Source organism: Paraburkholderia sp. GAS33 (assembly GCF_050436645.1).
In the GTDB taxonomy this organism is placed as follows: domain Bacteria; phylum Pseudomonadota; class Gammaproteobacteria; order Burkholderiales; family Burkholderiaceae; genus Paraburkholderia; species Paraburkholderia phenazinium_B.
In genome coordinates, this window is sequence record NZ_JBNDMP010000001.1 from 519,400 (window position 1) to 534,471 (window position 15,072).

The following is a 15,072-nucleotide window of genomic DNA, read 5'->3' on the forward strand; positions in this document are numbered from 1 at the left end:
TCAATGTCTGAATCCATCAAAGGAAAGGTCGCCGCCATCACAGGTGCGGCCTCGGGTATCGGCCTCGCATGCGCGCGTGCGCTCATCGCGGAAGGCGTGAAAGTCGTGCTGATCGATCGGGCACAGGACCGGCTCGCACAACTCTGCGCCGAACTGGGACCGAACGCTTTTCCGCTAGTCGTCGATCTGCTTCAGCCCGCAGAGGTTTCGGGAATGCTGCCGAAGATCCTCGACCTCGCCGGCGGCCTCGATATCTTCCACGCCAACGCCGGCGCCTACGTCGGCGGTGAAATCAAGGACGGCAATCCCGACGAGTGGGACCGCATGCTGAACCTGAACATCAATGCCGCGTTCCGCTCGGTGCACGCCGTGCTGCCGCATCTGGTCGCGCAGAAATCGGGCGATATCGTCTTCACCAGTTCTATTGCGGGGATCGTCCCGGTAGTGTGGGAGCCGATCTACACCGCTTCCAAATTCGCGGTGCAGGCCTTCGTTCATACAACCCGGCGCCAGCTCTCGAAGCACGGCGTGCGGGTCGGCGCGGTGGCGCCAGGTCCGGTCGTCACGGCATTGCTCGACGACTGGCCGAAGGCGAAGATGGACGAGGCGCTCGCCTCCGGCAGCCTGATGCAGCCGAACGAGGTCGCCGAAGCGGTGCTCTTCATGCTGACGCGGCCCCGCAATGTGACCATTCGCGATATCGTGATACTTCCGAATAGCGTCGATCTGTGACTATGACTTCTGACAATCCAACCTCCAGCCCGGCAGGCAGCGCGCACGCCGCGCGCTACGTCGTCGGCGTGGACGTGGGCACGGGCAGCGCCCGGGCTGGCATCTTCGACCTCGCCGGCCACATGGTGGCCACGGCAAAACGCGACATCACGCTGTTTCACGCGAGCGGCTCGATTGTCGAGCAGTCGAGCGCCGAGATCTGGAACGCCGTCTGCGATTCCGTGAAGGATGCGCTGGCGCAGGCTGCGGTATCGCCCCATCAGATCGCCGGGATCGGCTTTGACGCCACTTGCTCGCTCGTCGTGCTGGGCGAGAGCGGGCAGTCGTTGCCCGTGGGGCCGTCGGAGCAGGCCGAGCGCGACATCATCGTGTGGATGGATCATCGTGCGGTTGAGCAGGCCGAGCGCATCAACGCGGGCGGCCACGAGGTGCTGAAGTTTGTCGGTGGCAAGATTTCGCCGGAGATGGAGACGCCGAAGCTGCTCTGGCTGCTCGAGAACAGGCCGCAGGTCTTCGCGGCCGCATGGCAGTTCTTCGATCTGACCGACTTCCTGACCTGGCGCGCGACCGGAGATCTTTCGCGTTCCACCTGCACTGTCACCTGCAAATGGACCTATCTGGCGCACGAGCGGCGCTGGGACGAAAGCTATTTCCGCAGCGTCGGCCTGGGCGTGCTGGCGGACGAGGGCTTTGCGCGTATCGGGCAGAGTGTCGTCGACGCGGGGACGCCGTTGGGCAACGGATTGACGGCAGACGCCGCGGCAGAGCTCGGCCTGGGCAGCGGAACGCCGGTTGCCACGGGCGTGATCGATGCGCATGCCGGTGGCATCGGCACGGTGGGCGCAGATGGTGCGCCCGAGTCGTGTCTCGCCTACGTCTTCGGCACCTCATCATGCACGATGACGACGACCCGCACGCCTGTGTTCGTGCCCGGCGTATGGGGGCCTTATTTTTCGGCGATGGTACCGGACGCATGGCTCAACGAGGGCGGTCAATCGGTGGCGGGCGCTGCGATCGAACGGCTGATTTCGATGCATCCCGCGGCCTCCGATGCCCGAAGCCGTGCGGAGCAGGAGGGTCAGTCCTTGCCTACCTTGCTCGCCTCGCTTGCCGCGCAGGCGGCGGACAACCTGTCCGGGGTGGTATCGCTGGCCGACGGGCTGCATGTCGTTCCAGAGTTCCTCGGAAACCGTGCGCCGTTCGCCGATCCCCACGCCAGAGCCGTGATTGCAGGCCTTGGAATGGAAGACGACCTGGACAGCCTGGTTGCTCTCTACATTGCCGGCATTTGCAGTATCGGTTACGGCCTGCGCCAGATCATCGAAGTGCAGGCTGCGGCTGGTGCGCCGATCGAGCGCGTGGTGATCAGCGGCGGAGCGGGGCGGCTCGATCTGGTTCGCCAACTGCTCGCCGATGCGACGGGCAAGCCCGTTCTCGCCATTCAGGCGGAAGAGCCCGTCCTGCTCGGCGCAGCCATGCTGGGCGGCGTGGCGGGCGGACAGTTCGACGACGTGCGCACGGCAATGGCGCGGATGTCGCAGATCAGCAAGACCTACGAGCCGGCCACTGGCGACGTCGCAGCAAGGCACGAGGCCCGGTTCCGCGCGTTCAAGCAGTTGCAGAACGTGGCCAGAGAAATCCGCTAGGTCTGCAATGACGCGATCGCATCCTTCGAACACGTGAAGCGCGCACGCGGCTAGAATGCTCGCCGGGTCTTTGGCCCGGCACTCCTGCTTCGGGGCGCCGGCTCAAGACCGGCCTCATACCCGAAGAAGGAGACCTCATGGCAAGCCCCGACCCGTCCGGGTCCGTCACGTCCGCGCACGGCGCAGCGGTGCTGGATGCCGGCACGATTTCCGCGCGCCTCGACCGCTTGCCCGCCACGCGTTCCATCTGGAAGCTCGTGGTTCTGCTGAGCCTCGGCTTCTTCTTCGAACTCTACGATCTGCTCTACACCGGTTACGTCGCGCCCGGTCTCGTCAAAAGCGGGCTGCTGACGGCTACGACCCATGGCCTGTTCGGCACGACCGGTGTCGCGAGCTTTATCGCCGCGCTGTTCGCCGGCCTCTTTATCGGCACTATCGCGTGCGGCTTTCTTGCCGACCGCTTCGGCCGCCGCGCGGTCTTCACGTATTCGCTGCTGTGGTACACCGTCGCCAACGTCGTGATGGCTTTCCAGGAGAGCGCTACGGGTCTCAACTTCTGGCGTTTCCTGGCGGGCGTCGGCATCGGCGTCGAACTTGTCACGATCGGGACGTACATTTCTGAACTGGTGCCCAAGGAAATCCGTGGACGAGCCTTCGCCTGCGAGCAGGCGGTCGGCTTCGTGTCCGTGCCGGTGGTGGCGTTTCTTTCTTATCTGCTCGTGCCACACACGTTGCTGGGTCTCGACGGTTGGCGCTGGGTGGTGCTGATCGGCGCGCATGGTGCGCTGTTCGTCTGGTGGATCCGCCGCGCCTTACCGGAGAGTCCGCGCTGGCTTGCCCAGCAGGGGCGGCTCGCCGAAGCGGATCGCGTGATGAGCGAACTCGAAGCCATCGTGCGCAGCGAATATGGCCGCGAACTGCCGCTGCCCGCTGCGCCGATGCCGGTTGCTCCGCGCGGCAGCTTTCGCGACATGTGGGTGCCGCCGTACCGCAACCGCACCCTGATGATGACGATCTTCAACGTGTTTCAGACCGTTGGTTTCTACGGTTTTGCGAACTGGGTGCCCACGCTGCTGATCAGGCAGGGCATCACGGTGACGACGAGCCTGATGTATTCGAGCGTGATCGCGCTGGCGGCGCCGATCGGGCCGGTCATCGGCCTGTTTATCGGCGACCGCTTCGAGCGCAAGACGGTGATCGTCGTGATGGCGGCGGCCAACATCGTCTGCGGGCTATGGTTCAGTCAGGTCTCGGAGGCCGTGCTGCTGGTGAGCCTCGGCGTGGGCCTGACGCTGGCCAACAACGTCATGTCGTATAGCTTCCACGCTTACCAGTCGGAACTGTTTCCGACCAGCATCCGTGCGCGGGCCGTCGGCTTTGTGTATTCGTGGAGCCGCTTCTCGGCGATTTTTACGGCTTTTCTGATCGCCGCCGTGCTCAAGGAGTTCGGTACCACGGGCGTGTTCGTGTTTATCGCAGGCGCGATGCTGATCGTGATGCTGGCGATCGGTCTGATGGGCCCGCGCACCAGGGGCCTGGAGCTGGAGAAAATCTCCCGCTGATCTTACTTTTTGAAAGTCTGGGAAATATTGTGTAAGGACTTGTCGCGCGCAGGGGCTTATTCGCAGGTTTTAATGTGGCCGGAGTGGGGGACTATCAGGGTGCGGGTTCGTACGTGCGGTTCGCATCCATACACTACCGTCTCTCTTAAGGTTAACGGACGCAAAAGCAGATTCTTTACCCTGACCGCCAAACATCCCGTTTGCCCGGCGCCCCATCCGGCCCGAGTGACCTTCGACTGACAACGAAGAGGAATCGTTGAATACCTTGTTTGTAAGAACCATATTGCTGTCGATGCTGGTGCTGATCTCGGTCCATGCCTGCGTCACGCTGCTGGTTTCCGAGCCGGCGGCGGGTAGCGACGACCGTGCTCTGCAGACTGCTGTCTTCACCGGGCGCGCTTTCGCCGACGATCCGCTGGACAACGCCGGCGGGACGTGGGGTGCGCCGGTGGCGCCCGTCTCGCTGGTGCCGGCGACGATGAAGCTCGATCTCGCAGCCAGGCCGAGGATTGTCGATGTTCGCCCGGCCGTCTATGAAGTACCCGCTGCCGGCGCTTTGATGGACATCGCCGCACCGTCGACGCCGGGTTCGTCGAACGGACTTCGTGACGATTCGCCTTTCGCCGGCGATGCTCCGGCATCGCCGCTGGACTCGCGCTTCGCGGTCGCGGAGTGGGTGATGTCGCTCGTGATGCTCATCCTCGCGTGTCTGAGCCTCTGGCGCGTGCAGCGCCCGCTGCGCAACGTGGCACACGCCGCGCGCGAAACAGCTTGTGGCCGCCGCGTCGCGCCAACCGTCCGCGAGGAAGGACCGAGCGAATTGCGTCACGTGGTGCGCGCCTTCAACGAAATGGCCCGGCGCCGCAACGAGGCGATCGAAGCGCAGGCCGCGGTGCTTGCCGGACTCGCGCGGCATATGGAGTACCAGGCTGCACGCCTGCGAACCCGTGCGCTCGAAGTCAGCGAGTGGAACAAGCGGGTGGGCTTCGTCGAAGATATCGATTCGTTTTCCGACATCGCACAACAACTGCTCGACGTGGCGGGACACGGCGACAGCGAAGAGCAACAGGTTTCCGTGGATAGTTTCCTGCGCGACCGCTTTTCGATGATCGGCACCATGGACGGCGCATTGTTCGCCTGCGATCTGAAGGCGGGGCCGCAGTTCATGATGTCGCGGCCGCTGCTCGAACGCCTGATGACCAATCTGGTCGACAACGCGCTCGCGCACGGCGAGCCGCCCATCGAGATCAGGACGTCACGCGATCAGCACGGCTGGCACCTCAGCGTGCGCGATCATGGCCCTGGCATCAGCGCGAGCCAGATGCCGGGCGCGACGCCATCGTTCGTGCGTCTGAACGAGACACACAGCCTGACCCAGCACTGGGGCCTGGGGCTTTCGGTGGTCGCGCGACTGGCGCGTAGTTGCGGCGCCAGTCTGAAATTGGGTAATCATCCCGATGGTGGTCTGTGGGTGCGGCTTGTTTTGCCGGCTAATTGAGGATGTCTCGTCAGGCGTTCGCCACCAGGCGCGCTCAACCTGGTGTGCTTGTCGATTCAGGCGACCGTGGTTCGTCGTAGGGTAAAGCTGCTTTTCCCGGCTATCCTTGCCCGGGCAGCTTTCCTGACACCCGGAGATCGCGATGACATTGAAGCTCTACGCTCACCCCTTTTCCTCGTATTGCCAGAAGGTGCTGGTCGCGCTGTACGAAAACCACACGCCGTTCGAGTTCCGCCAACTGTCCCACGACAAACCGGAGGTGATGGAAGAGCTCACGGCGTTGTGGCCGTTCAGAAAGTTTCCGGTGCTCGTCGACGCTGGCCGTCCGGTGATGGAGGCGACTGTCATCATCGAATATCTGGGCCTTTACCACCCTGGGCCGGTCTCGCTGTTGCCGACGGATCCGCGCGCGGCGCTCGAGGTCCGCAGCATGGACCGCTTTTTCGACAACTACATCTCGACGCCGCAGCAAAAGGTGGTTGGCGACTGCCTGCGCGGCGAAGCCGAGCGCGATCCCCGTGGCGTGGCCGATGCCCGCGCCATGCTCGATACCGCCTACGCATGGCTCGACAAGACCATGTCCGGCCGCGAATGGGCGGCGGGCGATACCTTTAGTCTGGCCGATTGCGCCGCTGCGCCGTTCCTGTTCTACGCGGACTGGACGCATCGGATCGATGCTTCGTTTGCCAATGTGCTGGCCTACCGTCGACGCCTGCTCGCGCGACCGTCTTTCGCGCGCGCCGTCGACGAAGCGCGTCCGTACCGCGCGTACTTCCCGCTCGGCGCACCGGACCGCGATTGACTCGCCAGTAGGGTTGCCCAGCGGAATTGTTCGAAATCTGAAAATTGTGATTTCGCCCTATCGACATAGACTTTCGATAGGGTTCCCCTAAACTACCTTCCAATGTCGCGCTGCACAGGGCAGTTCGCAGCGCACCCCGTTACTCAAAAGCACATTGGAGGTTCATCATGAAAACCAAACTGATCGCAGCATTGCTCGTCGCCGTTTCCGCAGCCGTGGCTGCTCCGGCTTTTGCCAGCGGCTACGGCCCGGCACCGTTCTATCGTCCGTCGGTCGGCGCACCGGTCTCGCAACGCGGCCAGAGCGCACAAGTGGTTGCCGCCGAACGCGACAGCACCGGCAACGCAACGGCAGACAGCTCATACGGCGGCGTGGCTAGCGCTACGTCGGAATCGGGCAGCCGTCAGTTCTCGGCCACGACGCGCAGCCTGTACGCAGGTCATTGATTGCGTCGCGTGACGGTGTCGGACGTGTGCGTGGGCCTGAAGGCTCAAGGCAGCCGGTCCGCCCGTCACGTCATCGCGCACTAGAGCGGCAGAAAAATGAGGTGATGTCATGACGCAAATACTTGAAGGCATAGCCGTTCTCGGCGCATTTACGCTTTACATGATCCCGTCGATCGAAGCGGACGCGCATAACCGCGACGACGCTTTTGCGATCACGATGGTCAATGTGCTGCTCGGCTGGACGGTGATCGGCTGGCTTGCGGCTTTTATGTGGGCACGTCGCCCAGCCACCGAAAAGCGTTTGACCCATCTGGTCAGGCGCACGCATCGGGCCGTGGCACGCGTGACGATCGACAAGCTGGTGGCGCACGCTCAAAGCCGCACCGCGTTGCAGAGCCAGATGGTCGGCAAGCTTCGCGTGCGTACGCGTGCTGTAGTGGCTCGTCAGTCGTAATGTGCTGGCGCCGGCCGGCGAGTTTCGGCCGGCGCATTTGCGCGGTGAGTTTCAGCCGCGTCAGTTTCAGCCTGCGTTTTGCGCAGTGTCGTCGCTGGCGGCCGGTTTAGCGGCGCCTTCGAGAAAGCGCCGTGTCGCTTCGAACGATTGCAGCATCTGATCGGGCCACGGCGTCTGCAGCATCACAGCCTGATGATTTTCGAACGCATTTGTCAGCAGCTTCGAAAGCGCGGGCGATTGAAAGTGGCGAAGCAGCACGCTCACGGCGATGGCGGTCGCCTGGCTGGCGCCGGCCGTCTGCAGTTCGGACGTGGTGAGAGCGGCGAGTTGTTTGTTGATGTCCATAGTGGCGAAGAAGAAAGTTGACGCGCTTGAGTTGAGCTCGCGCGCACGCGCGGGTGTTGGGCGTCGATTAAGCGGTAGAAAAACCAACGGCCACCCTGGGTGGCCGTTTTTGCGTAGGTGATCTCGTAGGCGTTCAGGAAGAATCATACCGCGCGCATAAAACCCGGACAAGCCACGACGCCACCGCCTTAAAAGCCCTCGCTTTTCAGATTATTTATTTTCAGGGCAGGCGTGTTGCGGATTCTGCTGCCTGCAATGGGTTTGCGGGGGCAGTCACTAAACCGGCAGCGTAAATCGTTTTCAAGCCTGTTTGAATGTCGATATTCGCCGGATGCAATCCAGCAATAGCGTGCCGGCCGTTAAACACACCAGGTTCATGATTCGCTTGAGTTTCGAATCCCGACGCGTTAAATTCGCCTCGCACGCCGCCGGCGCTGCCAAAAAATCCTGACGAAATACATACAGTTTTTAGTTGACCGGGTTCAGGGGCCCGGCGCGGGTCATCCAAGGATAGCGATGTTGCATCAGATGCAAAGCGACGAACAAACACCGCACAGCTATCCGGTTTCCGCCACTCGGATCGCCTCGGTCAGCGTGGTGCTGGCTCTCGTGCTCGCCGCGTTGCCGCTCATCAAGGGCGGCTGGTTCGATATCCGCTGGTGTGCCGCCTTGTCGAGCGCATGGCTCGATGTGTTTACGGTCGCGTTGGCGGCCCGTCTCGCTCATACCGGCGGTTCGCGCGCCGCGGAAAAAACACCCCGTCCACAAGGCTTCCGTGTGTGGCAACGCGCGTGGTGGGGCGCGTTAAGCAACACGATCTTTGCGACGCTGCGCGCGATTCGCTGGCAGCCCTTCGCGGTGCTGCTGTGCGCGGCGCTTTCCGTGGCCGTCGCCTCGCTCGCGTGGCGCGCGCCCGTCCAGTTTGCGATCGCTGCCGTGCTGCGGCCGCCCAGCGCCGCGCTGATCGCCGGCCTCGCCGCCTTTGCGCTGGCCTTCGGCACGCTGGTCGCCGAACTGTACTTTGCGATGCACGCCGCGCGTGGCCGCGCCTGGGGCTCGCTCGCCAATGTGCTGCGCGTGGCGCTCCTGAGCGCGATGGTCGCAGCGATCTGCGCCGTGCTGCTTGCCTATGCGGAAATCGCCGCGGTGTGGCCGGTGCGGGCCCTCGCGGTTTTCAACGCAGCCATCGCTCTTGAATTCGCCTTGCGTGCCGTGTTCTCGTGGTTCGCGCCGCCCCATATGCGCAGCGGCGACGCCAGCGTGCCCGACAGTCTCATCGCGAGTCTGCTGCGTTTGCGGCCCTCGCCATTGGCCCGCTTCAGCGCGCAACTGCGCAATCGCTACGGCATCGATCTGCGTCAGAACTGGGTCTTGCAAAGCGTGGTGCGTTTGCTGCCCGCGGCCATCGGCACGATCGTCGTATGTGCCTGGCTGCTGACGGGCATCGTGATCCTCGGGCCCGAGCAACGTGCAGTCTACGAGCGATTCGGCGCGCCGGTCGCGGTCTGGCAACCGGGTCTGCATGTGGCGCTGCCGTGGCCGTTCGGCAAGGCGCGCGCAATCGATAACGGCGCGGTCCATCAACTGATCGTCTCCGGTTCGCCGGAAGAGAGCGCGGCCGCGTCGCCGCTGGTGCCCGCCGACGCGCAGACGCCCGAGCAGGTGAACCGCTTGTGGGACGTCGTGCATCAGGGCGAGACGAGCCAGGTGATCGCCGGCGCGAGTGGCGACCGGCAGAACTTCCAGATTGTCAGCGCCGACGTGCGGCTCGATTACCGCATTGGTCTCTCGGACGCCGCCGCGCGTGCTTCGCTATATCGCGCCGAGGACGTACCGGGCACCGTGCGGGCCATTGCCAATCGCGAAGTGGTGCGCTACCTCGCCTCGCATACGATCGATTCGTTGCTCGAAACGCGGCAGACCGTGATGGCCGACACGCTGCGGCGGGCGGTGCAAACCCAGCTCGATCGCCTGTCGAGCGGCATCGATGTGGTGGCAGTGGTGATCGAAAGCGTGCATCCGCCGGCGGGGGCATCGGCGGCGTGGCACAGCGTGCAGGCAGCGCAGATCCGCTCGGAGGCGAGCGTCGCGCAGGCACGCGGACTTGCCGCGCAGTCGCTCGGCGATGCGCAGCAGCAGGCCGAGACTGCGGTTGCGCAAGCCACCGCGCAGGCCGCCGATATCACCTCGGCCGCGCAAGTCCAGCAAACCAGTTTCAGCGCCGACGTGATCGCAGCCCAGGCAGGCGGCCCGGCGTTTGTGCTCGAGTACTACCTGCATAGCCTGCAGAAGGGTTTGCAGAACGCCCATATCACGGTGATCGACGACCGGCTCGTCGACGGCAACCGCGCCACGATCGATCTGCGCTCATACGGTGCGGGCGACGCGGCAGGGGCGCGGCGGGTTTATTGACGGCGACGTACTCGCCGCTTGACATCGGACAGACGGCTTCGGGGGATATTGTGAGTCTGAATCATTCGCATGCGCACGCGCATGGTCACGCGCATCACCATCACGGCAGTGATGCGCATGGCCACGGCGGTGCGGCAACCGGCGGCCCCGGTTTCTACTGGCGTGTGGCGCTGGCGGCGCTATGCGTCGTGATCGCGTTTGCGGTCGCGAGCTTCATTCAGGTCCAGGCGGGTCAGGCTACCGTGGTGACGCGCTTCGGCGAACCGGTGCGAGTGCTGCTCGAACCCGGCCTCGCGTGGCGCTTGCCGGCGCCGATCGAAGCAGCCGTGCCGGTCGACCTGCGTTTGCATACGACCTCGAGTGGCCTGCAGGACGTCGGCACGCGTGATGGCTTGCGCATCATCGTGCAAGCCTATGTGGCGTGGCGTGTGCCGGCCAACGCGAGCGATGTCGGCCGTTTTGTGCGTGCCGTGCGCAACGAACCTGATGAAGCGGCGCGGCAGATTCGTTCGCTGCTCGGCTCCGCGTTGCAGACCACCTCGGCCGACTTCGATCTCGCTTCGCTCGTGAACACCAATCCGGGCCAGGTGCGCATCGCCGCGTTCGAAGATGAACTGCGCCGTCAGGTCGATTCGCAGCTCTATCAGGCGTATGGCGTGCATGTGGTGCAGGTCGGGTTGGAGCAGCTGACGTTGCCCGCCGTGACGCTCTCGGCGACTGTCGAGCGCATGCGTGCCGAGCGCGAAACAGTGGCTGCGCAACGCACCGCGGATGGCAAACGGCAAGCCGCCCAGATCCGTTCCGATGCGGATCGCGATGCACGCATTGCCGTTGCCGATGCCAACGTCAAGGCTGCGCAGATCGAGGCACAGTCGCGCCAGGATGCGGCGGCGATCTACGGCAAGAGTTATGCGGGCAACCCGCATCTCTATACGATGCTGCGTTCGCTCGATACGCTGAACGGCGTGGTCAACACCAATACGAACCTGATCCTGCGCACCGACGCCGCGCCGTTCAATGTGCTCGTGCAGGGTCCCGCAGGACTCGGTGTGACGCAAGCCGAGCAGACGCAGGCGCAAGCGCAAGCTCCTGCGCCGTCGAAGAAGGGCAAGCACACCCCATGAGTACCGCCATGGAGACGTCGTCGCCAACACCACCGTCGCTCGGACCCGGCGCACAGGCCGTGCGCCTTGCGTTCTGGTTCGTGGTGGTGATTGCGCTACTCGCGGCAGGGGTGTGGGCCACTTCGAATATCCGCCGTATTCCCGCGGATAGCCGGGCTGTCGTGATGCGTTTCGGCGCCTTCGTGCGCACGCAGGACGCGGGGTTGCTGGTGGCGATGCCGCAACCGTTCGAAACCGTGCTGCTGATTCCCGGCAGCGCGCGTGTGCTGGAACAGCGCATCAGTTCGCTTGATCGCGACCCGCGCGCTCGCGCTGCGGATCCGGTTGCTACGACGCAGTCCGGGCAATCGGGTCAATCCAGTCAGACGATGCCGCTGCCGCCTGGTGAGGCCAGTTCGTTAGGAATCCCATCAGAAGCTACATCGCTCGGCTCTGCCTCGCCCGACTCCGACGCCGGCTCGCCCGATAACGCCGGCCCGACGTTGCCCGATGCGCTGGCCGGCTCAGGCTATGTGCTGACCGGCAACGAAGGCGTCGTGCAACTGAGCGCGACGCTCTACTATCGCGTCGTCGATCCGTACGCCTACGTGCTGCAAAAAGAGCGCCTCGAATCGGCGTTACAGCGTGTGGTTGCAGCGGCGGTGGTCGAAGTGACGGCGGGGCGCGACCTCGATTCGATTCTGGTGGCGCGTCCCGAACTGCTGTCGTCCGACCAGCAGATGGCGGTCAAGCGCGAGCAGTTGCGCGGCGACATGGCGCAGGCGGTGCAGCGCCATTTGAATGCGCTCGCGGCTGCGCATACGGGCCTCGGTATCGAGGTAGCGCGCATGGATGTGCAGGCGCAGTTTCCGGCAACTGCGGTCGATGCGTTCAACTCGGTGCTCACGTCGCTGCAGACCGCTGACCGCAATATCGCCGATGCGCGCACGACGGCTGAGAACATCCGCCAGGGCGCGCAGCAGTCAGCGGATCAGATTCTGCAGAGCGCGCAGGCGAGCGCCAGCGAGCGTGTCGCGACGGCGCAGGCCGAAACCACCACGATCCTGCAACTCGAGACGCCGCTCGATGCCAACAGCGATCCGGGCTTGCTGGCGCGTGCGTATCGCGACCGGATCCAGCAGATCCTGTCGAAGGCTGGACGTGTGACGACGATCGATCCGCACGACGCATCGAGTCTGGTGCTGCCGGGGAAAATTCAATGAGCGCGCATATCGATCCGGTTGAGCGTGCTACGCCCGGTGGGGCGGGTGATTTGGCGCATGGTGCCCATGGTGCTGACGGCGCCGGGCATGAACACGGCCATAGCCACGACCACGACCCGCACGCCGCTCATTCGCACGATGACGATGGACCGGGCATCGCGCTCTCAGCTACAGAACGGAGCATCGTCACGCGGCAGATCGCGCTTGCTTTGCTGGCGGGCGGCCTGCTGCTGCTGTCGATGGCATGGCGCTACTTCGCACCCGGCGGCGCGCAGCTCGCCGAAGTATTGGCGGGACTCTCGTCGCTGCTGGTGGCGGGGCCAGTATTCACCGGCGCCTGGTACAGCCTGAAGTCGCCGAGTCTGCATGGCGTCACCGACCGGCTGATTGCGCTCGCCATGCTGGCAGCGTGGGCGACCGGCGACATGACGACCGCGGCCTTGCTGCCGATCGTCATGACCTTCGGACATGCGCTCGAAGAGCGCAGCGTGCTGGGTTCGCAAGAGGCGATCCGCGCGCTTGGCCGGCTGACCTCGGGCAACGTCCGGCGCGTCAGGACCGATGGCACGATCGAAGAAGTGGCTTACGAGGCGATCCGCGCCGGCGATATGGTGGAGGTGGCCGCCGGTTCGCGGATTCCCGCCGACGGCCTGGTGCGGCGCGGCCGCTCGAGCGTCGACAACGGGCCGATCACCGGCGAGTCGTTGCCGCTCGATGTGGATGAAGGCGCCGCGGTGTTCGGCGGCGCGTTGAATCTCGACGGCCCGCTGCGCATCGAAGTTACGCATGCGGGCGAGCACTCGACGCTCGGCAAAATCGTCGAACTGCTGCAACGCGCAGAACAGGTGAAGCCGCCGATCACCCAGGTGCTCGAGCGCTACATGGGCGGTTATCTGGCGCTGGTGCTGCTGATCGCGGCGATTGTCTGGTTCGCGTCGGCCAATGCGTCGGCGATGCTGGCGGTGATCGTCGCTGCATGTCCGTGCGCACTGGTGCTGGCCGCGCCTTCCACGGCGATTGCCGGGATCGCGGTGGGTGCGCGGCACGGCGTGTTGTTCAGGAACGCCGCATTTCTCGATCGGATTGCCGAGATCGATTCGCTGGTGATCGACAAGACCGGCACGCTCACGCATGGAGAACTGCGCGTGGCGGATGTGTTCGCGCAGCCCGGCGTGGCGCGAGCGGAGGCCGTTGCGCTGGCGGCGCGGCTGGGGGCTGGAAGTGCGCATCCGGTGAGCCGGGCGTTGACGCGGTATGCGGCGTTGGACGCGTCTACTGCATCGGCTACATCATCCGCGTCAGCGACTTCAGCCACGTCAGCCACATCAGCCACCGGGCACGACGCCACGCCGTTCGAGCGCACCCGCGAATTGCGCGGCCTCGGGGTCGTCGCGGAAACGCCGGACGGCACCGCCGTGCTCGGTCGCGCGGAATTACTGCGCGACCACGTAACGGCTTTGCAACCGTCGCCCGATTCCATCGACGGCCCGTGTGTCGGCCTCGCGCTCAACGGTAAGCTGCTCGCCTGGTTCGGCTTCGCCGATGCCTTGCGCGCCGAAGCCGCCGGTGCGCTCGCCGAACTGCGCGAGCTTGGCCTCGTGCGCCAAACCCTGCTGACGGGCGATCGCGATGCCGTGGCGCGCAAGGTGGCCGCCGAGGTCGGCATCGAGACGGTCGTCTCCCAAGCGCTGCCGCACGACAAGCTCGACTACGTGATGCACGAACTCGAAGCGGGCCATCATCCGCTCGTGGTCGGCGACGGCCTGAACGACGTGCTGGCGATCAAGGCTGGCGCGACCAGCATCGCGATGGGCGAACGCGGGATCGATATCGCGGTGGCCTCTGCCGATATCGTGCTGCTCGGCGACGATCTGCGCCGCATCCCGACCTGCATCCGGCTTGGCCGGCGCTGCCGCCGCACCGCCAGCATCAATGCGGCGATCGGATTGCTGTGGACTGTCGAGATCATGGCGCTTGCTGCGCTCGGTTTGCTAGGAGCGGTGTGGGTGGCGATCCTGCACAACGTCGGCACGTTCATCGTGATCGCGAACGCCGGACGGCTACTGCGGATCGACGAGGATTCCGCATCGAAGCCGAGCCGGGACACGCATGTGAATGACGCGCAGACCGCCGCCGCGCCGCATTGAAGCGCAGCGATGGATTGACCGGGACTGCAGTAAAGCGATGGAGCTACGTATCGGCGGTCACCTTGCCGTGCCTGATGGCCGCATCGAGCTCATCGAGTTGCAACAGCAAGTCGTCGATTGAGCAGAGTTGGGGTTTGGTGACGTGATGGGCGTCGAGCAGTCTGAACAGACGCTTGCGCCAGTAGTCCGGTGGCAGGATGCATCCGCCGAAATCCCCGCACACCGATGGCTTCATAACGCGCGTGATATGCGCGATGTCCTGATCGATTAGTGTAAGCATCTTCCGCCCCCGCGGTGGTTTGTACCTGGTCTGCGCCAGCTTTTTGTTGTTTTGTCTAATTAAAACTCTAGCTCAAATTGGCAGGATGGCAAGCTGCATGAAGCGCCAGGAAAGCGCTACGGGCGGTTGCGGCCGGGCTGTGGCGGGTCGCGAGGATACTAAGGAAAACCATGATAGAAAGCTTTCCCAAAACGCCTAGACTGTAACCAAACGTAACTAAGTGTTGCTAATTCTGATTACGGGGATGATTAACGGGGCCGCGCCAGATTGGGCGCACAGTGATGAGAACGTGGTGAAGTGAAGCCGCGCATATGGAATGGCCGCAGAGCAATCTGCGGCCATTTTTTTCTTTGCTGCCGGTTTGCGCAGCCGCTGTAGTTTCCAGCGGCAGCAAGCCCCGGCGTCAGCCGCGGCTCAGGCAG

General features: G+C 64.2%; 13 protein-coding genes. 11 read left to right on the top strand and 2 right to left on the bottom strand.

The genetic code is table 11. From position 1 onward, the window contains the following. Positions 1–3 precede the first annotated feature (3 nt). The 7 genes from P3T24_RS02395 (at position 4) to P3T24_RS02425 (ending at position 7,140) form a co-directional block, all read left to right on the top strand. Positions 4–732, top strand: coding sequence for an SDR family oxidoreductase (locus tag P3T24_RS02395; RefSeq protein ID WP_429432055.1), 729 nt, complete (start codon positions 4–6; stop codon positions 730–732). Positions 733–734: 2 nt separating this feature from the next. Then, a complete protein-coding gene (locus P3T24_RS02400; RefSeq protein WP_429432058.1) occupies positions 735–2,378 on the top strand; it encodes an FGGY-family carbohydrate kinase in 1,644 nt (547 codons plus the stop codon). A gap of 137 nt (positions 2,379–2,515) precedes the next feature. Then, the gene (locus P3T24_RS02405; protein ID WP_429432061.1) at positions 2,516–3,940 is read left to right on the top strand and encodes an MFS transporter; all 1,425 of its coding nucleotides are present in this window, start codon (positions 2,516–2,518) and stop codon (positions 3,938–3,940) included. Between the two features lie 256 nt (positions 3,941–4,196). Then, positions 4,197–5,438, top strand: a complete 1,242-nt coding sequence (locus tag P3T24_RS02410; protein WP_429432064.1) for an ATP-binding protein — start codon at positions 4,197–4,199, stop codon at positions 5,436–5,438. A 142-nt stretch (positions 5,439–5,580) separates the two neighbouring features. Next, a complete protein-coding gene (locus P3T24_RS02415; protein WP_429432067.1) occupies positions 5,581–6,240 on the top strand; it encodes a glutathione S-transferase family protein in 660 nt (219 codons plus the stop codon). 167 nt (positions 6,241–6,407) lie between these two features. Then, a complete protein-coding gene (locus P3T24_RS02420) occupies positions 6,408–6,686 on the top strand; it encodes a hypothetical protein (RefSeq protein ID WP_074268856.1) in 279 nt (92 codons plus the stop codon). Between the two features lie 109 nt (positions 6,687–6,795). Next, complete coding sequence (locus P3T24_RS02425; protein ID WP_074268855.1) at positions 6,796–7,140, top strand: superinfection immunity protein; 345 nt, start codon at positions 6,796–6,798, stop codon at positions 7,138–7,140. 66 nt (positions 7,141–7,206) lie between these two features. On the opposite strand, the gene P3T24_RS02430 is transcribed toward P3T24_RS02425, so the two are convergent. Beyond that, positions 7,207–7,485, bottom strand: coding sequence for a hypothetical protein (locus P3T24_RS02430; protein ID WP_074268854.1), 279 nt, complete (start codon positions 7,483–7,485; stop codon positions 7,207–7,209). Positions 7,486–8,001: 516 nt separating this feature from the next. Between P3T24_RS02430 and hflK the strand changes: the two genes are divergently transcribed. Genes hflK through P3T24_RS02450 form a run of 4 tightly spaced genes read left to right on the top strand, consistent with a single transcriptional unit; the run spans position 8,002 to position 14,370 of the window. Then, complete coding sequence (hflK, locus tag P3T24_RS02435) at positions 8,002–9,897, top strand: protease modulator HflK (RefSeq protein ID WP_429432070.1); 1,896 nt, start codon at positions 8,002–8,004, stop codon at positions 9,895–9,897. Between the two features lie 50 nt (positions 9,898–9,947). Continuing rightward, positions 9,948–11,021, top strand: coding sequence for a protease modulator HflC (gene hflC, locus P3T24_RS02440; RefSeq protein ID WP_429432073.1), 1,074 nt, complete (start codon positions 9,948–9,950; stop codon positions 11,019–11,021). Further along, positions 11,018–12,223 (top strand): SPFH domain-containing protein, encoded by a 1,206-nt coding sequence (locus P3T24_RS02445; RefSeq protein WP_429432076.1) that lies wholly within the window; start codon positions 11,018–11,020, stop codon positions 12,221–12,223. The genes hflC and P3T24_RS02445 overlap by 4 nt, the downstream gene beginning before the upstream one ends. Beyond that, positions 12,220–14,370 carry a heavy metal translocating P-type ATPase gene (locus tag P3T24_RS02450; RefSeq protein WP_429432079.1) on the top strand — a complete coding sequence of 717 codons (2,151 nt, stop codon included), beginning with the start codon at positions 12,220–12,222 and terminating at the stop codon, positions 14,368–14,370. The genes P3T24_RS02445 and P3T24_RS02450 overlap by 4 nt, the downstream gene beginning before the upstream one ends. 43 nt (positions 14,371–14,413) lie before the next feature. Here P3T24_RS02450 and P3T24_RS02455 read toward each other — a convergent pair whose 3' ends face one another. After that, positions 14,414–14,650 carry a hypothetical protein gene (locus P3T24_RS02455; RefSeq protein WP_074268851.1) on the bottom strand — a complete coding sequence of 79 codons (237 nt, stop codon included), beginning with the start codon at positions 14,648–14,650 and terminating at the stop codon, positions 14,414–14,416. Positions 14,651–15,072: the final 422 nt, after the last annotated feature.